Below are 21,282 nucleotides of genomic sequence, written 5' to 3'. Positions count from 1 at the left end.
CAATCACAAAAAAAGGACGACCCTCAATGTTCAGCTCGCTCGCCCGCTCGCCCATGCGAAGGCTCGCCGCCCGTGCGGCGTCCGTTGCCGCCGGAGCGGCAATGATCGCCGCACTCTCACTCACCGCCACGACAGCCCACGCTGCCGAGGAAGACGCCGTACCGGCCTATGCGGGGCAGACTTCCGTGGGACCCCTGACCATTGAGCCGTCGAGCGGCAACTGGGGCGACCCGTTTACTCGCGTGAGCACCAACGGACTGAGCCTCCCAGAAGACGGGAGCGTTAGATGGTATCTCAGGGCGGTCAAGGGAGTTCTGAGTGACTTTAACAACCGGAGCGCGACCTTCGCGGGTAAGGTAGCCACCCCGACCGCGACCTCCTACGACCTCGGGCCCGCAGACCTGCTTCCCGCGAAGGCCATGGGTGTATCCAGCACTTACCTTCCCGGTGGACTTGACAAAACCGTGGTCGGCTCGACCTTCGCAGTAATCCTGTATGGCACAACTAGCGCCACTTTCATTACTGGGAGCTATTTTCGCGCCGACATCGTCGTCACCGATCTCGGCGAAAACAAGACCGGCTGGAAGGTCGTCACGGCCGCTCCGGTGGAGGCCATCACGCCGTCGATCGCCCTCGCGGCGACAGCGCAGACCGATGGAAGCGTGAAACTCGACGCGACCGTGAAAACGACAGACGGCTCCACCGCGACCGACGCAAATGGAACTGTCGAGTTCGCTCGAGCCGGTGGAACCACGACCTCGGTGCCCGTCTCAAACGGCAGTGCGACGTTCACTGCATCGGGTCTGGAAGCCAACACGGAGTACACCTACACGGCCACCTACCGTGCCGGCACGGCAGACAAGTACAAGGATTCCGGCGCCGCTACCGCGATCATCAGCACGGTTGGAACTCCCCAAGCCCCCGTCAACACCGACGTCACGGTGACCATCCCGGCCTCGGCCAGTGGTCTGAAGTTCACGGTTGCCGCCGGCTCGGTCTCGCTCGGTAACGCGGCCCAGACCGCTACCGCCTTCACTGCCTCGGGTGCGCTGCCGAAGCTGAGCGTCACCGACGGACGTACCACCAAGTCGGCATGGTCGCTGAACGGCAAGAGCTCGGCCCTGACCAACAGCGCTGACGCGACGAAGACGATCGCCGCGCAGTACCTCGGCTGGGTGGCACCGACGGTCACCGGCGGAATCACTGCAGGTACGGCCGTCAGCGACTTGACGACCGACAGGGCGCTTGCCTCGTGGAACGGCACGTCTACCTCGAACGTCAGCGCGACGATCGACACCACGGTCACCCTGGCCGCGCCCACCACCACCGTCGCCGGCGAATACAAAGGAATCCTGACCCTCACGCTGATCTAGCCCGCGGCCGCCCCGCGGTGCCCGGCGTTCCCTCAGGAGCGCCGGTCACCGCAGGGCGGCGCGGCTGTGACCGTGAGGTTCTAGAAAGGACATCATGAAAAATCATTCCAAGCGCGGCACCCTGGCACGGGTGCTGTCTGTCGTGGCCGTTGCCGCCATGGTGGGTGGGCTGTCGGCGGTTGCTTCCGCGCCCGCGGCCTACGCGGCTTCCGGAGACGTCATCACTCCCGTCGCCCAAAAGTACAAAAGCGAACTCCTCCTTGAGCCACAGAGCGGAACCTGGGACACGGCACTTAGCGGGGTCTCGACAGACGGCCAGAAGTTCACGGAAAGCCCACGCTATGGCAACGCCGCGGTGAGTATCGTGAAGGGCCAGCTGTCTCAATCGGGTTCGATCATCGTCCTCGACACCCCCGGGTACACAAATACAGGGCCAATAGCAGGGCCCTACGACTTCGGACAGAACGAGCAACTCACCTTCAAGACCCTGGGTGCTGCGGCACCGGCAACCCTCAACAAAACCAAGGTCGGGGAGACGTTCGCGGTGGTTCTCTCCGGCGGGGTCAACGATCCGCTGTCCGGAAACTATTTTCGGGCCGACCTCGAAGTAACCGACCTGGGTAACGGTCTCACCGGGTGGAAAGTCGCCGGGACTCCGAGCAACACCAGACCTATTCCGGTGGTGGAGCTCACCAATAAGACCCAGCCCAACGAGAAAAGCGCACTCGTCACGGCGCGGGTGATCCGACCCGACGGGAGTGTCGCCACCGACGCGACGGGGACGATCGCTCTCACCATGTTCGGCCGGGTCGTCACGCAGATGACGTTGCGTGATGGTGTCGCCACATTCATCACGGCGGACTGGTTTGACAAGGGCACGCACGTTTCGAACCGCGCGATCTCCGCGGTGTATGTGCCGGCTGCGAACGCCCCGTACTTCCATTCGCTGCGTGCTCAGTCGATCGTTGATATGAATATCGGGGCGGACCCGAATCAGATCGGTTCACGCGACATCAGTGTCACGATTCCGGAGCTTCTGCCGACCGGATTGCAACTGACAGTCGCCGCCGGCACGGTAGTGCTCGGCGATGCGGCGAGCACGGAGACGGCATACACCGCCTCCGCTGCACTGCCGCGCCTGACCGTAGTCGATGGTCGGGTGTCGAAGACGGCCTGGGCCGTGAGCGGGCGCAGTACCGTGCTTACTAACACCTCCGACGCGACGAAAACCATCGCCGCGTCGCACCTGGGTTGGGACACCCCGGTGGTCTCCGACGGAGTTGTTTCGGGTGGTGCCACCACCGACCTGAGCAGCACCCGGGCTTTGGCCAGTTGGGCAAACTCCACGGTGGCCGGTGTGGTGACGTCGCACATTCGGGCGAACGTGCAGCTGAACGCACCCAAGAGCACGGCCGCGGGCCAGTACGCGAGCACGCTCACCTTCACCCTCATTTAGCGGTGGATGTCGTGCTCGACCCAGCCATCGCCCGAGTCGAGCACGGCTTCTCCTCTGCACCCTCTTGAACGAAAGCTGTTATGCCCCTCTTTGCCCCAGTCCCCAGTTCGTCAGCCCGCACTAGCGCGGTGCGTGCCGTCGGCGCAGCCGTCGCGCTCGCGCTTGCCCTCACTGCGCCCGCCCTTCTCGGCGCGGCGCACGCGCAGGCCGCCGACGGCGACGTGACCTGGAGCGTGCAACCCGCCACTGAGTCGGCGGCCGACGGCCGCTCTGCGCTCGAATATTCGGTCGACCCCGGCAGCGTCATCGCCGACCACGTCGCCGTCACCAACTTCAGCGCGGCAGCGGTCACCTTCCACGTCTACGCTGCGGACGCGACCACAGATTTCGAAACGGCGTCGTTCACCCTGGTGGGGGAAGACACGCCGTCCACCGACCTCGGCGGCTGGACCAGCGTCGGCGGCGGACCCGCCACGTGCGCAGACACCGGCGACGGGACAACCGATCCCGCCTGCGCGGCCGCGCTCGGCGTCACCCTCACCGTAGAACCGGGCACCGCCGCGATCATCCCGGTCAATATCAGCGTGCCGGCCAACGCGACGCCCGGCGACCACTCCGCGGGCATCGTCGCCGCCTACACCACCCCCTCCGCTGACGGCGGTGCCATCGCCGTCAGCCAGCGCGTCGGCACCCGCATCTACCTGCGCGTGGCGGGCGACACCGCCCCGGCCCTGCAGGTGGCAGGCGCCGTGGCCAGCTACACCGGCGGGTGGAACCCGTTCGCCGGCGGCACCGCGTCGATCGGCTTCGACGTGCAGAACACTGGAAACACCCGAGTCTCCGCCGCGCCGGTCGCGACCCTCACCGGACCGTTCGGCATCTCCCTCGGCACCGCAACCGCCACGACCGTGGAGAACCTGCTGCCGGGTGCTCGTGGGCACGTGGTGGTGGATGTCAGCGACATCCCACCGCTCTTCCTTCTTATTGCTGACATCGCGGTCACGCCGCAAGCCGCGGCCGGAGTCGCCGGCAGTGACGTGCTGCCGGTCGCCGCGGAAAGCTCAGCCACCACCTGGGCGGTGCCGTGGAGCCTGCTCGGCCTTCTTGTTCTTCTGGCCGCCGTCGTAGTCGGCGCGATCTGGTGGCGCCGCACCTCCCGCGCTCGCCTAGCGATCGCGCTCGACGACTACGCCCACCGCGTGCGTGAGGAAACCCTCGCGACCATCCCTTCCGCAGCTACCCCTTCCACAGAAAGCCAGGTCACCCCGTGAGCCCCACAGCAGCGCCCACCCAGCGCATTTCGCAGTCCCGAGCACGTTCGGCGCGGGCGGCAGCGCTCCTGGCGGCAGTCTTCGCGCTCAGTCTCACGGCGATGCCCGCGCACGCTGCGGAGACGCCCGACCCCAACGGGGATTCGCCGCTCACGGTCACCATTCCGGCGGAGCCCGTGGATCCGGGCGCGACGCCCACCGCCCCGCCGGCCAATCCGACAGCTCCCGCCAATCCCGGCTCGGGCAATTCCGCTCCGGCGAATTCTCCGGCGAAGACCTCGGGTAGTGGAAGCTCCGCGACCCGGGCGCCCGCTGGCTCTACTTTGCCCGGGACGGGCGCGGAAGCCGGAACGACCGGCACGCCGGCCGCCACCGAACCGGCGCTTCCGACCCTGCCCGGCACGGGCAGCGCGGTGATCTTCGACAAGGAGATGTACCTGCCCAGCGAGAATGTGACCGCCACCGCCAGTGGCTTCACCGCCGGCGAGCAGGTGCAGGTCGTGCTGTTCAGCGAACCGATTTTGATCGGAAACTTCACGGCGGACGCGGCCGGCGCGATCTCGGTGATGTTCACCCTGCCGAAGGACCAGCTGCCCGGCACCCACACCCTGCAGTTCACCGGCTGGGCGAGCAAGGCGATCGCCGTCGGCGACTTCATGGTGGGAACGGATCCGCAGACGGCGGGGGTATCCCCGGAGATCGCACCGATAACCTGGTGGATCGCCGGTGGCTTGGCCGCACTCGCGGCCCTCATCGCGCTGTTCTGGTTCGGGCTGCGCGCACTGCGCGGCGATTCGGATGCCGACGCGGCGGGAGCCGGAACCGATGGTTGATACTGCCACGCCTACTCCGATGCGGGACCGTGTCGATTCCGCGAAGGTGACGCGGCCCGGCATCCCGCCTCTGCGCCGCGGCGGCCCCCCGCCCCGCCGGCGCACCTCATACACGCTGCCCACTCGCCCGGCGGTGCCGCGGCAGCTCGCACCCCGCGACGCACGCTGGTGGATCGGCGCCGCGGTTTTGGTGGTGTCGATGCTGCTGATCGGCTTTGTGGTGCACGCCACGCTGTTCAGCTGGCTGCAGCACAGTCGGTCACAGGACATCGCCTTTCAAGACCTGCGCACCTCGTTGGCGAAGGCCGACATCCCCGTCGGCCAGCTCGACGTGAACGAGGATCTCGTGGCGCTTGGCACCCCTGTCTCGCTGCTGAGCATCCCCGAGATCGGGCTGACGGAGACGGTGGTGGAGGGATCTACGGCCAGCGTGCTGCGCACCGGACCCGGTCACCGTCGGGACAGCGTGATGCCCGGCCAGGCCGGGACCAGCGTCATCCTCGGGCGCCAGACCACCTACGGCGGGCCGTTCCGCTCGGTCGGCCAGCTCGTTCCCGGAGACGAGATCACAATCACCACGGGCCAGGGCGTGCACATCTACACGGTATTCGGGGTGCGCCGCAACGACGACCCGCTACCGGAGGTACTGAAGGCGGGCGCTGGCCGACTGGAACTCATCACCGCCGACGGGCTCGCGCTGTTTCCTGGAGGAGCGCTGCACATCGACGCCGAGCTCACCAGCGACGTGCAACCCACGCCCACCAAGGTGATGACCTACCAGGCCCTGCCCAAAGACGAGCGGGCCATGGGCCAGGACGGAGAGGCCTGGTTTGCGGCGCTGACCGCGCTCGCCGTGTTCATCGGCGCCGGAATCACCCTGTGGTGGCTGTGGCGATCCTGGGGCCGCTGGCACACCTGGCTGATCGGGACTCCGATCATGCTCGCCCTCGGCGTCACCACCGCGGACGCCGTGATGGCTGCCCTCCCCAACCTCATCTGACCGTGACTACCCAGCAAGGACACCTCGTGAACCCCACCGCCCCCAGCTCCAACTCGCCCGCAGCGCCAGACGACACCCCGGCCGCCTCCGCGGCGGCCGCCGACGAACTCGCTGCTTCGGGCGCTCCCGCTCCTTCGGACGCGTCGGCGGGCGACTCGACCGCCGACACCGCACAGGGGCAGCTTCCGCTCGACCGCTCATGGTGGCAGAACGTCACCGGGCGAAGCGAGGCCGGCCGACCGGGAGCGGCGATGCCGCAAACCGAGGCCACCCGGGTGCTGCCCGCAGCGCCGGCTGCGATGGCCGCAACGGCCGCAACCGTGGCGGATCGGCCGTTCGCGCCGGTGGACCCCCGCGCGCCACAGCCGCGGCCCGCCGGAGGCCTCGCCATGCTCGAGGCGCGCGAGGTCTCGGCCTGGTTCGGCGACCACAAGGTGCTCGACCGGGTCTCCCTCACCATGGAGGCCGGCAAAGTCACGGCGCTGATCGGCCCGTCGGGCTGCGGTAAGTCGACGTTTTTGCGCATCCTCAACCGGATGCACGAGCTCGTTCCGTCGGCCTCGCTGGCCGGCGAAGTTCTCATCGATGGCGACGACATCTATGGCGACCACAAAAAGCTGACCGACGCGCGCCGCTCCATCGGCATGGTCTTCCAGAAGCCCAACCCATTTCCCGCCATGTCGATTTACGACAACGCGGTGGCGGGCCTGAAGCTCACCGGCACACACGTCTCCCGCGACGAGAAAGACGACATCGTCGAGCGCTGCCTCACCCGCGCGGGGCTCTGGAAAGAGGTCAAGGATCGCCTCCGCCAGCCCGGTGGTGGGCTCTCCGGTGGTCAGCAACAGCGACTGTGCATCGCGCGGTCACTCGCGGTGCAACCGCGCATCCTCCTCATGGACGAACCCTGCTCGGCGCTCGACCCCACCTCAACCCGCGTGATCGAGGAAACGATGAGCGAACTGCAGAAAGAGGTGACGATCGTGATCGTCACCCACAACATGCAGCAGGCCCAGCGGGTGTCGCAGCAGTGCGCGTTCTTCCTCGCCTCCCAGAGCACCCCCGGTGCGATCGTCGAGCACGGCGACACCGACGCCATGTTCAACGATCCCCAGGACGTGCGCACTCGCGACTACGTCAACGGGGTCTTCGGCTAAGGGTCATGACGGAGGGCGAGGAGGCGGCAGCGGGGGACTCGGTGCCCTCAGGGGGTGTGCCCACCCCGGGCGAGGCGGCAGGCCCGGTCGGGTTGCTGAGCGGACGCTACCAACTCGGCGGCCTGCTCGGCACCGGCGGCACGGCGTCGGTCTTCCGCGCCGTCGACACGCTCACCGGCGCGACCGTTGCGGTGAAGGTGCTGCACCCGCGGCTGTCCACCGACGACGCCGTGCGCACCGCTTTCTTTGAGGAGGCGATGGCGGTCGCCACCATCCAGCATCCCAACATCGTGTCCGTGCACGCGGTCGGGGTGCACGACGCCGGTGGCGTCGACATGGCGTGGATAGCCGAGGACCTCGCCGAGGGCCTCAGTCTCACCGAATACCTCGAAACCGCCGGGACCCTCAGCATCGTTGACGCCCTCGCCGTCACCGAGGGGACCCTGCTCGCGCTGGCGGCCGCCCACGAGGTCGGGCTGGTGCACCGTGACATCTCGCCGAACAACCTGATCGTGAACCCGCAGCCGGGTGGTCGCATCGAGGCGGCCGACGTGCGCCTGGTCGATTTTGGTTTAGCGGATGCCGCGGGCCAGGCCACCGTCGGGGACAACACCCTGCTCGCCACGAGGAGCCCGCGCGCCACTGCCCGGCACGGCGGCTCGACTCATAGCGGCTCAGCCTCCCCGGCACTGCCCGCCGGCGTGGTCGGCAACGCCAACTACCTCTCGCCCGAGCAGGCCCGCGGCGAGGCCGTCACCGAGCGCAGCGACCTCTACCAAACCGGTGCCGTTCTCTACACGCTGCTGACCGGGCAGGTGCCGTACCCGCGGGCCGACGTGCGGGCGACGGTGGCCGCCCACGCGAGTGCGCCGCCGCCGGTGCCCTCGTCCGAGCGCGTCGCGGTGCCGCGCAGCATCGACCGTTTTGTTGTGACGGCGATGGCGACCCGTCCGGGCGAACGATTTTCGAGCGCGGCCGCGATGCTCGAGGCGCTGCGCGCGGTCGCGGCACCGCTGCGCGCCGCCGCCCAGGTAGCGCCCGTCGACCATACCGAGATCATTTCGGGAGCAGGCCAGGCGCTCCTCTCTGAGCTGGGTGCCGACCTCGTCGAGCGGGGGCCCGATCTCGATGAGCGTGAGCCCGGCCTCGACGCGCCGACGACCGTTCTGCCCGGGGGAACGCGCTCGCGCGGCGTTATCTCGCCGCCGCGGGCGGCGGAAACGGCGGGGTCGTGGGACGCTGCGCAGGCGGGCGCGGCTGCCCCCGCACACTGGTACGCCGACATAGACGCCTCCGAATCCCTGCCGCGCCCGATCTCCGACCGGCGCCGCCTCGATAACGGAGCCCTCGGCAGGGTGGCCGTCGCGGTGGCGATCGTCGGCCTGCTCGCGTGGGGCGTCATCTCGTACCAGATGGCCCCGAGCGCTCCCGCCCCTCTGCCGGAAGCCTCCGCGGAGGCGTCGGTCGTTCCCCTGAACACCTCCGCCCCCACGCCCACAAACAACGTGCCCCCGCCGGTGGCCGAGCCGGTCGCGAAGCGAGTGCCGGTTCCCCAAGTCGCCGGCGGCACCCTGGACGAGGCGACCGCGACACTCGCCGCTGCCACCCTCAGCGTGGGCGAGGTGATCGAGTGGGACTCCGTGCACGAGGCCGGGCGGGTGCTCGGCTCCGACCCGGCGGCGGGCTCCGAACTGGACGAAAACGGCACCGTCGCGATCATCGTCGCCTCGGGCAGCAACTCCGTGCCCTCCGTCGCAGGAACCCGTTACGCCAGCAGCCTTGCCACCCTGCGCGACGCCGGTTTCACCGTCGGCAATGCGACGGTGGTGCCGGCAGACGCCCAGATCACCGGAACGACCCCGGCCGCCGGCGAAAGCCACCCGTTGGGCACTCTCGTTGCTCTCCTGTTCACCGCGCCGTCCGCCACTCCTACACCGACGCCCCGGCCGACCGTCGTTCCGTCCCCGAGCGCCACTCCGTCGCCCACGCCAACCCCCGTTCGAGACGACGAGGACGGGTCTGCGGCCGCGCAGTCCCAGAGTGCACATACGCGCGCAATTTCCAGACGGGATGCCCCGCTGTGAAGCTCTGGACGCCCGCGCGCCGTCACCGCGCCCGTACCCCGGCCGCCGCGCGCTCGCGTCGACCGCTCGGCGCACTGATCGCGGCCGGCGTAGTGCTCGCGGTCGTCGGGTACTACGTCTCGGCGGTGTCGCTGATCGAGCCGGTGACCCCCGACGCGACGGCTGTGGACGCGGACGTGCCCGTGTCCGGTGCCCCTCTTGCGGCGGCGACCGAGGGGATGGCGGGGGAGCTGGGCGGCGTGACATCCACCGACCCCGGCCTGGAAAATCAGCCTGGCACCCTCACGGTTGACGGGGGTGGGCTGCGGCCGAGCGCCGACGCGCCGCCCGAGCCGATCGTGACGTCCACGGCGGTTGCGATGGTGAGCGCGGACTGGGCCGCGGAGGTGGCGGCGAAGACCGGGATTCCGCAGCGGGCGCTGGTCGCCTACGCCGCGGCGGCGCTGACTGTCGGCGAGGAGCAGCCGCGCTGCGGTCTCGGCTGGAACACGGTCGCGGCGATCGGGTTTGTAGAGTCCGGGCACGGCAGCCACGGCGGCGCGACCCTCACCGAGTCGGGGCTCAGCAGCCCGCTCATCCGCGGTCCCGCGCTCTCTGGCGGCGACTATGCGGCGATCCGGGACAGCGACGGCGGCGCCTGGGACGGCGATGCGGTGTGGGATCGCGCTGTGGGTCCGATGCAGTTCATCCCGTCGACCTGGGCAACGTGGACGGCCGACGGCAACGGAGACGGGGTGGGGGACCCGAATCAGGTGGATGATGCGGCGCTCGCCACCGCGCGATACCTCTGCCACAGTGGCTCGGTGTCGACGCCCGAGCAGTGGCGTGCGGCCGTCTTCAGCTACAACCACCTCGACAGCTACGTCGACCTGATCGCCCAGACCGCGAACGGGTACGCGCGGCAGGGGGGGTGAGGCTGCGCATCCGCGTGCGAGCCGATTAGATGCGATCCGATTCGCGCACCAGCGCCCTCTGCAGTTGCAAAACCGATGACACAATCGTTACCCCTATCTCCAGATGTTCACCAAACCGTCCACGAAAAGCACTGGATATTTGGAGATCGTTCTGAGTTGAGCAGGGTCAAACGCAACGTTTGCGCGGCAGACTCGATTAACGCGGAAAACTCAGCAATCACCGGAAGGCGCACCATGTTCACGAAGCTCAGCGGGCTCCAGGGCCGATGAGCGCGTGGTCATTGCCTCGTAGTCGCCGACGCCTACGAGATCCGCTCGGACGAGTAGCGCTCCCGGGCGCACGTCAGGCCGAAGATGCAGAGCCTGCGGGCGATGCAGTGCCAGCCTCCGCTGCCCTCAGGGTCGGGGCAGTGCTGCCCCTGGTGCTCGCCGGTCGCTACGTGGTCGGCGGGGAGCTCTCGGGCGATCCGATGACGACCGTGCACCGCGGCTACGACAACTTCCTCTCCCGGGACGTGACGATCACGATCCTGCGCGACGACTGGGCGATAGACGAGGCCAAAGTCGCCCTGTTCGTCTCCCTCTATGTGGCGCGCGGCTCGCTCGTGCACCCCGGCATCGTCGGCACCTTCGAGGTGGGAAGCTCGGAGGTAACCGGTCGGCCGGCGCACTGGGCCGTCGGCGAGAGCGTGGCAGCGCCGAACCTCGACCGGTTTGCCATGCCCGGCAGCTGGGCTCAGGGCTGGCCCGACCGGGTGCTCCACCTCGCCCTTCAGACGGCGCGCGCCATGAAGTATGCACATTTGTCGGGGGCGGTGCACGGCGACCTGGGTCCGGCGACCGTGTTGCTCGAAACGGAGTTGCGTGAAACGGATGCCGCGTCCGCCGAACCCCGGATCCGCATCACGGGCTTCGGGCCGCCAGTCACGGACGTGGCCTCGGCCTCGGACTCCCCGACCACGGCGCAGATCCGACAGTGGTTCTCCGAACACCTCCAGTATCCGCCGCCCGAACACGGCGCCGGGCAGCTTCCCACGAGGCGCAGCGACATCTTCGGCTTCGGCTGTGTGCTGGCCGCGTTGCTGCTGCTCGGGGAACACACCGGGCCGCGCGATCGGACCGGCAGCGCCACCGGCAGCGCCACCGGTGACGACGTCACCAGGGACTTCGCCGCGGACACCCTCGGGCAACTCCACGCGATCGCCAACCAGGCGATGAGCGACAACCCGGAGGAGCGGCAGCATTCTTTCTCTGAGGTTATCGAGCAGCTGCGTTCCGTGGGTATGCACCGCGGCGGCGAACAGCGAGAGAGGTAGCAACCGACCATGGCAAATCGGGCCACAATCAGCCTCCAGACGTTCGACGACGTGGCGTCTGAGAGTTTCCAGGACTGGCTGGCAGCGCGACGTCGGGTGCTGTCGAAGGTATCCGTGTCCCGCTCGGCGCTGGCATCACTGAAAACCACCCTCGACTTCGGCGAATCACTGTCGGCGTGGATAGTTGTCGCGGCGAATGGCAGGTCCGTGGCATCCAGCGCCGCCCTCTATCCCGACCCCGAGGCGGCACGCCAAAGCGCACGGGACGCGCTCGCGCGCGTGACCGACCTAGAGCTGCTGCACGTTCAGGCAGCCACACCGCCGGCCTACGCCTGGCTTCTGCAACTCGACGGCATCCCGCTGGTGATGCCCCTGCGGCACTATCCCACCGCGAGGCTGCGCAACGCGAGCGCGGCCACGGTGATCGACAAGTTGGGCTCGGCGAAGGTCGACTCGCCCGCCCCGCAGGTCGAGGCGGAGGTGGCACCGGCCCGGTTGGCGGAGAACGTCGCGAGCGCTGGGAAGAAGATTGACGCCGGCCCGCTGCTTGCGTCTCCCTTGATCCTCGGCGGGCCGCTCAGGCCGATTAAGACCCGTGGAGCGCAGCGTCCGATCCGGCCGATCTCGCGGAGGCAGGAACATCACCACGTGCGGTCACGACAGGCGCCGCCGGACACCCGGGTGTAAAGATCACCGTCAGCTCGTCGCCGTCTTTGTCTACGATCACGTTTTTGGAGTTCAGCCACAACAGGGACAGCTCGTGCAGATGCTGTGCGCTCGGGCTCACCTCGCAGGTAATGATCTGCGCGATACTGCGGTGCGGAGTGCCGTGATGGCGGCGATCGGTCAGACGGAGCCTCGCCACCTCCTGTCGGCGCAGCCCGTACCGCGCGGTGGCCCAGTCGGCAAAACCGTCCTCCACCGAGGCATCCCAATGAATGCCCGCTGTCGGCCCAGACGTGATCAGGTGCGAGAACGAGGCATCTACGTTCCAGGCTTCACCCGGGTACACCGGCGCGGGGGTGCGTTGGCCGTTGACGTGCCGGGCCCATTCGTACACGCGGGCACCGTTCACCGGGACGCACTCGAGCGACTGCGCCTCGGTGCGCCCGTGACGCGAGAGCTTCAGTGCCCATCGGTCGTGGGTGAAGGCCCAGCGCAGGCGGTGGCGCACCGCACTACCCTCGCGCTGATTGGCCACGATGGCGTCGACGGCCGCCGCGGCGAGGGGGAGTCCGTAGCGGCGGCTGATCCAGCGCTGCACATCTGAGACCTCCGCCAGCGACGGACGGGTGCGCAGGCCATGGTCGGGGTTTAGGGGTGATGGTGCCAGTGGCATTGTCTTGCCCTTCTCCCGTCTGCATTGACGGGATTTGTGGCCCGAAGTCGGACCACGTCGTGCGTAAAGCTCGACTTGGTGCCGAGGCTACGCCGAGGTCGTCGTCGTCGATAGTGACCTCGGGCCCTAGTCCAGGACGAGCTTCTCGCCAGGATGAGACCGCTCGCCAGGACGAGACCGCGACGGTTACGATGGCCAGAGGCAGACGGCCACCGAGGAGGTTCTCCATGCCGCACGGTTTTCCGCTGCACGTAGACGTGATGGCGCAGTGCTTCTGCTGCCGGTCGCTGCAGCCGTTCCGCTTCGCGTCGTCGAGCGACCAGGTGGTCTGCCCCTTCTGCCAGAAACACCTCGGATCAGACAAGGCCGAGCGGCGGGACCTCGAGCACATCAAGATGTGGTCGGAACTGGTCGATGACGAGCAGGAAACCCACCGCGAGTACGTCGCGGGAGCGGAGGCCACCGCCGACGCGGACTCCGCCGCGATCGCGCGGCTCACGGCGCAAGTCGAGCAGCTGTCGAGCGTCGTTGCGGGCGAGTTTGACCGCACGGAGACGGGCGGTGTGCGCGAGCTGATCGAGACCACCGTCGTGCGGCGCGCAGAGCGCAACACCGAGCTCGCCCACCGCCAGATCGACCGGCTGATGGCCGTGCTCTGGCGGCTCGACCGGCTGCACCACGAGGATCCCGAGCGTGCACTGCACTGCGTCTGCGGCAAGTCCGCCGCGGTGTGCCCCGAGAACGCGGCCCTCGAGCCGGAGCGCACACGTCTGCGCGAGTGGGAGCAGCGCAACCTCGCCCTGCGCGACGCGGGCAAGCGGCACGCGCTGCCGCTTCGCGCGATCGCGGAGCCGTGACATCCGCCTCATTATCGGTCTTCAGATCGGCCTGGATTAAGGGCACTCGACCCGAAAATCGCAGTTGTCCACACTGTGGAGAAGCCTGTTAGGAACTACACGGCTGTGATTCCCGTAAACCTGCCCGTTTCGGCCGGTTGGGGCCACATTCACCGGGCGTGTCCCGCGAATTCACTTGGGATCGACAACTTTGCGCAACCCCGCAGAACCGGTGTGGATAACTCTGTGGAACGGGCCCAGAAAGGGTCCCAAAGTTGTGCACACTGTGGAAAACCCTGTTCATAACTACAGGCGCGTAATTCGAATGGCAGAAATTGTGGTCTGCTCGGACTCGAATTAACGTTCGTGCGCGGGTCGCATCGGCTCCCGGCCCGAGAGATACCCCGGTCGACACGCGGTTTGCGGGCCCTGTCAAGCGGGTGAGCGCTCAGGGTTCCGGCAACGCGACCGTGCTAGTTTCGGCAAATGCCTCGTATCGCGGCCGTAGCACCGGTGCTTCCCGTGTTCGCCTACCCCCAGAGTGCGATCACCGCCGAGTTGGTGCCGCTGATCACCTCGCGCGCCTCGCACCGGGCCGTGATGGAACGGATGCATGCCGCCAGCGGCATCGGAGTGCGACACACCGCGCTTCCCCTTGAGCGCTACCGCGACCTCGGCGGGTTTCGCGAGTCGAACGACATCTTCATCGAGGTGGCGACCGAGCTCGCGGGCCGCGCTTTGCTCGGGGCTCTCGAGATGGCGGGGCTCGCTCCGTCGGATATCGACTTTGTGCTGTTCACCTCGGTCACAGGCATCTCCGCCCCCTCCATCGACGCGCTGCTGGTCACCTCGCTCGGCCTGCGCCCCGACGTTAAGCGCATCCCCTCTTATGGGCTCGGCTGCGTCGCCGGCGCCGCCGGTCTCGCCCGGGTCAACGACTACCTGGTGGGACATCCCACCGAAGTGGGCGTGCTGCTGTCGGTCGAACTGTGTTCGTTGACCCTGCAGCGGGATGACGCGAGCATGGCCAATTTCGTGGCGACCGGGCTCTTCGGGGATGGAGCCGCGGCCGTGGTTCTGGTGGGCGACGACCGCCCGGAGCCGGGCCCGTCCATCGTCGACACCAGCAGCTTCTTTTACCCCGACAGCCTCGGCGTCATCGGCTTCAACACGACGGGCACCGGATTCGAGATCGTGCTGACGGCGGGGGTGGCGGATGTCATCGCCGAACACTTTCCCGGAAACGCCGCCGGGTTCCTCGGGCGTAACGACCTGACGGTAAACGACGTCGACGTCTGGTTCGCTCATCCCGGCGGACCTCGAGTGCTGGAGGCGTTCGCGACCTCGCTCGGGCTGCCAGCCGATGCACTCGAGTTGAGCTACAGCTCACTGGCGAAGGTGGGCAACCTGTCGTCATCGGCGGTGCTGCACGTGCTCGCGGATGGCTTCGTGCAGGAGCCCGGCGCGCGGGGCCTGCTCTTCGCGGTGGGACCGGGCGTGAGCGCGGAATTCGTTCTACTAGAGTGGCCCCGATGATTGCCTACCTCGTTCTCATTCTCGCGACCGGCGCCGAGCGGATCGTGGAAATGGTCATCTCCACCCGGCACGCGCGGTGGGCGTTTGCGCGCGGCGGGGTCGAGTACGGCCAGAGGCACTTTCCGTGGATGGTTGCCCTGCACACCGGGCTGCTCGTCGGCGCGCTCGCCGAGGTATTCCTGCTCGATCGCCCGTTTCTGCCCTGGCTCGGCTGGCCGATGCTCGTCGTGGTGCTGCTCTGCCAGGCCGGACGCTACTGGGTGATCTGGGCGCTGGGTCCCCAGTGGAACACCCGCGTGATCGTGGTTCCGGGCCTCGGGCGCGTCGAGCGCGGACCGTACCGGTATCGCTGGCTGCCGCACCCGAACTACCTCATCGTGGTGATCGAGGGCATCGCACTGCCGCTCGTGCACACCGCGTGGATCACCGCGATCGTGTTCACGGTTCTCAACGCGATTTTGCTCGTGCGCTTCCGCATCCCGACCGAAGACCGCGCCCTGCGCGCGCTCACGGCCTGAGCCGAGGCGGCAATGTCCGGAGTTGGTGCGGCCGGCGGTAGGAGCGGCCTGTTTCGCAACGGCGATGGGCCCGGGGATGTCGGCGGCGCGGGCGACGACGACGCCGCGGTTATCGGCAGCGGCCTGATCGACGTGGACGTTGTGGTCGTCGGCGGCGGACCGGTCGGCCTCGCGGCGGCGATCGAGGCGCGGCTCGCGGGCTTCAGCGTGGTGTTGGTCGAGCAGCGGGCCGGAACGATCGACAAGGCCTGCGGCGAGGGCCTGATGCCCGGCGCCCTGCCGCTGCTCGCCCGGCTGGGGGTGGATCCGGCGGGTGAACCGCTGCGCGGGATCGCGTACCGGCAGGGTGCGCTCAGCGCGGTGCACCGGTTTGGCGGGAGTTCTTCCGGCGCACCTGGCCTCGGCCGCACTTCCGCGGGCCGCGGAGTGCGCCGCACTGAGCTGCACCGCGCTCTCACCGCGCGGGTCGACGAACTGGGAGTGCAGCGCGTCACCGCGAAGGTGGTGGCCATCCGCTCCGGCGCCACAGTCGCGTCGGTGCGGGCCGAGGTGGTCGGCGGTGCGATCACGATCGTCGGCCGGTATGTGCTCGGCTGCGACGGGTTGCACTCCACGGTTGCGAGGCTCGCCGGTCTGAGCATCGCAGCGCCGAGCAGGCCCGGTGCGCCGAGTCGGCCAACCGCCGGAAACTCGCGCCGGTTGCCGCGCCTCTTCTCCCGCGCGCGGCGCTACGGCGTTCGCCAGCACTTCTCCGTCGCGCCCTGGTCGGACAACGTCGAGGTCTACTACGCGGCGGACGCCGAGTTCTACGTCACCCCGGTCGCGCCGGACACCGTGGGACTCGCGATGCTGGCGGCCCAGGGAACCGACTTCGATGCCGCCCTCGCCACAATCCCGGAGCTTGCGGCCCGCTTCGCCGGGGCCGACGCCGCCTCCTCCCGGCGGGGAGCCGGCCCGTTTCGGCAGCGCACCCGGGCGCGCACCTCCGGGCGGGTGCTGCTCGTCGGAGACTCCTCGGGCTACGTCGACGCCATCACGGGCGAGGGTTTGCGTCTGGGGTTCGCGCAGGCGCGCGTCGCTGTGCGCTGCCTCGTCGCCGACCGACCCCGCCTGTACGAGCAGCTGTGGAAACGCGAAACCCGCGACTTTCGGCTGCTCACCTCCGGTCTGGTGCTGCTCGCCACCTCGCCCGCCCGCCGAGCGATCGTGCCGCTCGCGGTGCGCTTTCCCGGCCTATTCGGCCTGATCGTCGAGCGGCTCGCCCGCTGAAACGGCCCGCTCGGGCGGCCCAGTGTAGAGGCTGAGCGGGCGGATCAGGGCGTTCGACTGTTGCTGTTCCATGATGTGCGCCGTCCACCCCACCACCCGGCTGGCGGCGAACAGGGGAGTGAACGTCGCGGTGTCGAATCCCATCAGGTGATAGGCGGGACCGCTGGGGTAGTCGAGGTTGGGTTTGAGGCCCAATGCGTCCGCGACGGAACTTTCCAGCGCGTCATACAGCTCGGCGATGTCCTGCCGCTGGTACTCCTCGATCAGGGTGTCGAGCGCGGCCTTCAACGTGGGAACCCGGGAATCCCCGTCCTTGTAGACGCGGTGGCCGAACCCCATGATCAGGCGTTTGTGCGTGAGCATGTCCTTCACCCAGCGCCCGACGTTGTTGGCCGATCCGATCTCCGCGAAGGCCTGCATCACGGCCTCGTTCGCCCCGCCGTGCAGCGGACCCTTCAGTGCGCCGATCGCCCCGACCACCGCCGAATACAGGTCGGCGCGGGTGCTGGTGATCACCCGTGCGGTAAAGGTGGACGCGTTAAAGGAGTGCTCGGCATACATGATCATCGACACGTCGAAGGCGGTGACCACCACGAGGTCCGGCACCTCCCCGAACACCATGTGCAAAAAGTTGGCCGAGTACCCGAGGTCGTCGCGGGGTTCCACCGCGTGCAGTCCCCGGCGCCGCCGCTGGTCGTAGGCCACCACCGCGGGGATCTGGGCGAACAGCTCGAGCGCGCGCCGCTGGTTGTTCTCGCTCGCGTCGGCGGTGCGGCCATGCGCGGGCGCGGTGCGGAGGCTGGCATCCCGCGCGCCCATCACGCTCACCGCGGTGCGCAGCACATCCATCGGATGGGCCGCGAGCGGAAGCGTATCGATCACGTCTTTGACGACGGGGTCGAGCCCCCGCAACGACCGCTCGAGCGTTTCAAACTCCGCCAGCTGCTGCGCTGTGGGTAGCTCGCCGTGCCAGAGCAGGAACGCGACCTCCTCGAACGAACACTGGTCGGCGAGGTCGTGGGCGGGGTAGCCGCGATATAACAGGGCGCTGGTCTCGGTGCTCACCTCCGAGATCGCTGTTTCATCAACAACGACCCCGACCAGCCCCTTGTGGATGTCAGTCATGTCACTCCTTTGTGCCTGAATGAATTGAGGGAACAGCGAAGTTGTAGACGGATGTATCGAACGTGTTGTAGCCCGAATAGTCGAGCAACTCGTACAGACGCTCCCGGGTCTGCATGGTCTCCACCGCCGCCTCCTGCGTTCCGTCGGCGCGGATCACGTCGAGGGTGGCCTCGGCGGCTCCCATCGCGCTGCGCAGCAGGGTTACGGGATAGATGACAAGATTCACCCCGACATCCGCCAGCTGTCTGGTCGTAAAGAGCGCGCTCCGGCCGAACTCGGTCATATTGGCCAGGATCGGCACGTCGACGGCGGCGCGCACGGCCGCGAACTCGTCGAGGGTGGCCATCGCCTCGGGAAAGATGGCGTCGGCGCCGGCATCGATGAGGCTGCGTGCGCGGTCGATGGCGGCGGGAACCCCGTCGAGGGCGCGGATGTCGGTGCGCGCCAGAATCAGGAGCGCAGGGTCTCGTCTGGCAGCGACGGCTGCGCGGATGCGCTGGGTGGCGGTGCCGACATCCACCACAGCCTTGCCGTCAAGATGGCCGCAGCGCTTGGGATTGACCTGGTCTTCGATGTGGAGGCCAGCGACCCCGGCGTCTTCGAGTTCCTGCACGGTGCGGGCGACGTTCATCGGTTCGCCGAAACCCGTGTCGGCGTCGACGAGGGTGGGCAGGGCGGTCATCCGGCTGATCTGGCGGGAGCGCGTCGCGACCTCGGTGAGGGTGGTGAGGCCGATGTCGGGCAGGCCGAGGTCGGCGCTGATTACGGCGCCGGAGATGTAGACGCCGTCGAACCCCTTCTCCTCGATGAGGCGCGCGGACAGGGGGTTGAACGCGCCGGGCAGCTGCAGCAGGCGTCTACTGGCCAGGCCGTCACGCAACGCCTGGCGTTTGGCCGCGGGGGAGACCTCGGTGTAGAGCATCAGAAGAGTCCTCTCGGGGCGGGGCGCAGGGTGGTGGCTGGGACATGAGTGCGGACGGCGACGTTGAGGAGTCCGACCTCGGCGGGGCCGAGCTCGGGAAGCCGCTGCGCCAGGTCGAGGAAGCGTTCGATCTCGTCGTCGTCGAGCACCCCCGCGGCGAGCGTGCGGAACTTGGCGATGTAGTCCGCGCGGGCGAACGGCCGCGCTCCGAGCGGGTGGGCGTCGGCGACGGCGATCTCGGCGGAAAGGGTGCCGGTGCTCGCGCCACCACGGGCCTCGCCTGTGCCCTCGCCACCGGGCCCCCGGATCACGGTGCCGTCGGCCAGTACGATCTCCGCGCGGCCGCCGAACGCCTGTTCCGCGGGATCGAGGCTGTGATAGCGCCGGGTCCACTCCGCGTCTTCTGCCGTGCTCACCTTCGCCCAGAGCGCCACGGTGTCTGGCCGGCTGGCGCGTTCCGGGGTGTAGCTCGACGTGTGGTGCCAATGCCCGTCCTGCAGCGCGACGGCGAAAATGTACGGCAGGGAATGGTCGAGCGTCTCGCGGCTCGCTCGCGGATCGTACTTCTGCGGGTCATTTGCCCCCGACCCGATCACGAAGTGGGTGTGGTGGCTGGTGTGCAGCACGATGCGCTCGATGTTGGCGGGGTCTTTGAGCGCAGGATGTCTCGCGCCGAGGTCACGGGCCAGATCGATCCACGCCTGAGCCTGGTACTCGGCGGAGTGCTCCTTGGTATAGCTGTCGAGAATCGCGCGCCGGGCCTCCCCGCGCTCCGGTAGCGCCACCTCGTACGAGCCGTCCGGCCCGTCGAGCAGCCACGCGATCACCCCGTCCTCGCCCTCGTAGATCGGGGTCGGACTGGTCTGCCCGCGCATCGCCCGGTCCACGGCCTCGATCGCCGCCTTCCCCGCGAGTGCCGGGGCGTAGGCCTTCCAGCTGGAAATCTCGCCCTTGCGGGACTGCCGGGTGGCGGTCGTCGTGTGCAGTGCCTGCCCGATCGCCTGGAATACCACCGCGGTGTCGAGTTCGAGCAGCGTGCCGAGGCCCGCGGCGACGCTCGGTCCGAGGTGCGCAACGTGGTCGATCTTGTGGGCGTGCAGGCTGATCGCCCGGGCCAGGTCGATCTGGATCTCGTACCCCGTGAGGATCGCTCGCACGAGCGCGGCGCCGTCCGCTCCCGTGTGCTGCGCGACCGCGAGCAGCGGCGGGATGTTGTCGCCGGGATGCGAGTACTCGGCGGCGAGAAAGGTGTCGTGGAAGTCGAGCTCGCGCACCGCGACCGCGTTCGCCCAGGCCGCCCATTCGGGGCTGAAGCGATGCTGGTCATCGATGCCCATGACGGTGGCGCCGAAGGAGGGGTGGGTGGTGGCGACTGTGGCTGCGTCGCCGGGTTGGGTGTGCGCGGCGGTTGCGGCGCCGGGCTGGTCGGGCCGGGCGGCGCGCTGCGGATGGTCCTCGGCCTGGCCGCGGGCTGCGACGACGGAATCACGCGCGAGCGATGCCACCGCTACCGCCGCGTTGTCTATGACGCGGTTGATGACCATGGCGGACGCGGCATCCACCGGCTCAATTCGCTCCGTCGCTACCTCGGCGAGCTTCCAGGCAAGCTGGTGCTCGCGCGCGAGATTCTCGTCGCTGCGGTGAACGCGAACGGTGTGAACTTTCAACGGCGGGCCATTCTGCGCGAGAGCCGGCTCCCGGGGGAGCGCCATCGGCGGCGATGGCTACTTCACTGTACCGAGGAGCACCCCGCCCCGGTACGGCAACGTCGGGTGCGGGGATGTCTCGCCGCAACCCGATCGGTGCCCGTTCGCGTGTTGGTGCGGTCAGGGTGGCTGGTCCCGTTCGCGTGTTGGTGTGTCTGGGTGACTGGTCCCGTTCGCGTGTTGATGCGGTCAGGGTGACCGGCCGATTCCCGTCGCCCCGCCCCGCGGCATCCCGCTCAAATGAGCTACCTGACCCCGCCAACTCGACATGTGCCGCCGCGAACGGGACGGTGTGCCGCCGCGAGCCCGACGATGTGCTGCCACGAACCCGACGATGTGCGTCGAGTGGGCAGTTGTCGTCGCTTGCCCGCGTTTGGCCCCATCGAGCGGGCAGTTGCGGCGGTTTTCGGGCCGGAAGTCGTCGATTAGCGCCCTCTGGGTGAGGGGGTGCCGTAGGTTCCTGTCCTGTGGGCGATGGGTACCGTAGGTTCCTGTCCTGTGGGCGAGGCGATCCCGCGAGTATCGTGGATGGTGGCAGCCCGGCGATTGGGCGCCACTTGCGGAGGATCCAATGCGTCGGCCATGGTGGGAACGCCTCAACTCAGCCCTGATGCCGAAGATCGGTCC

At 68.4% G+C, this 21,282-nt stretch carries 18 protein-coding genes; 14 read left to right on the top strand and 4 right to left on the bottom strand.

The window, feature by feature from the left end; genetic code table 11:
* The first annotated feature begins 26 nt into the window (after positions 1-26).
* The 10 genes from B0I08_RS10285 (at position 27) to B0I08_RS10240 (ending at position 12,091) form a co-directional block, all read left to right on the top strand.
* Positions 27-1,373: a hypothetical protein gene (locus tag B0I08_RS10285; RefSeq protein WP_106212512.1), complete on the top strand. Its 1,347-nt coding sequence runs from the start codon at positions 27-29 to the stop codon at positions 1,371-1,373.
* Positions 1,374-1,467: 94 nt separating this feature from the next.
* Positions 1,468-2,829 carry a hypothetical protein gene (locus B0I08_RS10280; RefSeq protein WP_106212510.1) on the top strand — a complete coding sequence of 454 codons (1,362 nt, stop codon included), beginning with the start codon at positions 1,468-1,470 and terminating at the stop codon, positions 2,827-2,829.
* A gap of 128 nt (positions 2,830-2,957) precedes the next feature.
* A complete protein-coding gene (locus tag B0I08_RS10275; RefSeq protein ID WP_146134385.1) occupies positions 2,958-4,100 on the top strand; it encodes a COG1361 family protein in 1,143 nt (380 codons plus the stop codon).
* A complete protein-coding gene (locus tag B0I08_RS10270) occupies positions 4,097-4,933 on the top strand; it encodes a hypothetical protein (protein ID WP_106212506.1) in 837 nt (278 codons plus the stop codon). The genes B0I08_RS10275 and B0I08_RS10270 overlap by 4 nt, the downstream gene beginning before the upstream one ends.
* Positions 4,926-5,933 carry a sortase gene (locus B0I08_RS10265; RefSeq protein ID WP_181243381.1) on the top strand — a complete coding sequence of 336 codons (1,008 nt, stop codon included), beginning with the start codon at positions 4,926-4,928 and terminating at the stop codon, positions 5,931-5,933. Before B0I08_RS10270 ends, B0I08_RS10265 begins: the two co-directional genes overlap by 8 nt.
* 389 nt (positions 5,934-6,322) lie before the next feature.
* Positions 6,323-7,090 (top strand): phosphate ABC transporter ATP-binding protein, encoded by a 768-nt coding sequence (locus tag B0I08_RS10260; protein WP_219905653.1) that lies wholly within the window; start codon positions 6,323-6,325, stop codon positions 7,088-7,090.
* 5 nt (positions 7,091-7,095) lie between these two features.
* Complete coding sequence (locus B0I08_RS10255) at positions 7,096-9,174, top strand: protein kinase domain-containing protein (RefSeq protein ID WP_106212500.1); 2,079 nt, start codon at positions 7,096-7,098, stop codon at positions 9,172-9,174.
* Positions 9,171-10,088 carry a lytic transglycosylase domain-containing protein gene (locus B0I08_RS10250; protein ID WP_106212498.1) on the top strand — a complete coding sequence of 306 codons (918 nt, stop codon included), beginning with the start codon at positions 9,171-9,173 and terminating at the stop codon, positions 10,086-10,088. Before B0I08_RS10255 ends, B0I08_RS10250 begins: the two co-directional genes overlap by 4 nt.
* A 377-nt stretch (positions 10,089-10,465) precedes the next feature.
* Positions 10,466-11,404, top strand: a complete 939-nt coding sequence (locus tag B0I08_RS10245; RefSeq protein WP_181243380.1) for a protein kinase — start codon at positions 10,466-10,468, stop codon at positions 11,402-11,404.
* A 9-nt stretch (positions 11,405-11,413) separates the two neighbouring features.
* A complete protein-coding gene (locus B0I08_RS10240) occupies positions 11,414-12,091 on the top strand; it encodes a hypothetical protein (protein ID WP_106212494.1) in 678 nt (225 codons plus the stop codon).
* Here the strand turns inward: B0I08_RS10240 and B0I08_RS17590 are convergent.
* The gene (locus B0I08_RS17590; protein WP_146134384.1) at positions 11,991-12,743 is read right to left on the bottom strand and encodes a hypothetical protein; all 753 of its coding nucleotides are present in this window, start codon (positions 12,741-12,743) and stop codon (positions 11,991-11,993) included. The genes B0I08_RS10240 and B0I08_RS17590 overlap by 101 nt on opposite strands.
* A gap of 227 nt (positions 12,744-12,970) precedes the next feature.
* Between B0I08_RS17590 and B0I08_RS10230 the strand changes: the two genes are divergently transcribed.
* The 4 genes from B0I08_RS10230 (at position 12,971) to B0I08_RS10215 (ending at position 16,902) form a co-directional block, all read left to right on the top strand.
* Positions 12,971-13,600, top strand: coding sequence for a hypothetical protein (locus tag B0I08_RS10230; protein ID WP_106212490.1), 630 nt, complete (start codon positions 12,971-12,973; stop codon positions 13,598-13,600).
* A gap of 465 nt (positions 13,601-14,065) precedes the next feature.
* Positions 14,066-15,115 (top strand): type III polyketide synthase, encoded by a 1,050-nt coding sequence (locus B0I08_RS10225; RefSeq protein WP_106212488.1) that lies wholly within the window; start codon positions 14,066-14,068, stop codon positions 15,113-15,115.
* Entirely contained in the window at positions 15,112-15,633 is a 522-nt protein-coding gene (locus B0I08_RS10220; protein WP_106212919.1) for an isoprenylcysteine carboxyl methyltransferase family protein, read from the top strand. Before B0I08_RS10225 ends, B0I08_RS10220 begins: the two co-directional genes overlap by 4 nt.
* 12 nt (positions 15,634-15,645) lie before the next feature.
* The gene (locus B0I08_RS10215; protein ID WP_181243379.1) at positions 15,646-16,902 is read left to right on the top strand and encodes an NAD(P)/FAD-dependent oxidoreductase; all 1,257 of its coding nucleotides are present in this window, start codon (positions 15,646-15,648) and stop codon (positions 16,900-16,902) included.
* Here the strand turns inward: B0I08_RS10215 and B0I08_RS10210 are convergent.
* The 3 genes from B0I08_RS10210 to B0I08_RS10200 are packed head-to-tail and all read right to left on the bottom strand — an operon-like array spanning position 16,867 to position 20,661.
* A complete protein-coding gene (locus tag B0I08_RS10210) occupies positions 16,867-18,027 on the bottom strand; it encodes a bifunctional 2-methylcitrate synthase/citrate synthase (protein ID WP_106212486.1) in 1,161 nt (386 codons plus the stop codon). The two genes, B0I08_RS10215 and B0I08_RS10210, sit on opposite strands and share 36 nt — an antisense overlap.
* 1 nt (position 18,028) lies before the next feature.
* Positions 18,029-18,949 carry a methylisocitrate lyase gene (gene prpB / locus B0I08_RS10205; RefSeq protein ID WP_106212485.1) on the bottom strand — a complete coding sequence of 307 codons (921 nt, stop codon included), beginning with the start codon at positions 18,947-18,949 and terminating at the stop codon, positions 18,029-18,031.
* The gene (locus tag B0I08_RS10200; protein ID WP_181243378.1) at positions 18,949-20,661 is read right to left on the bottom strand and encodes an MmgE/PrpD family protein; all 1,713 of its coding nucleotides are present in this window, start codon (positions 20,659-20,661) and stop codon (positions 18,949-18,951) included. The genes prpB and B0I08_RS10200 overlap by 1 nt, the downstream gene beginning before the upstream one ends.
* Between the last annotated feature and the right edge of the window lie 621 nt (positions 20,662-21,282).

It is taken from the genome of Glaciihabitans tibetensis (assembly GCF_003003265.1).
GTDB classification, from domain to species: Bacteria; Actinomycetota; Actinomycetes; order Actinomycetales; family Microbacteriaceae; genus Glaciihabitans; species Glaciihabitans tibetensis.
Note: the sequence above shows the minus strand (reverse complement) of the source record. Positions and strands in the feature narration are given on the sequence as shown.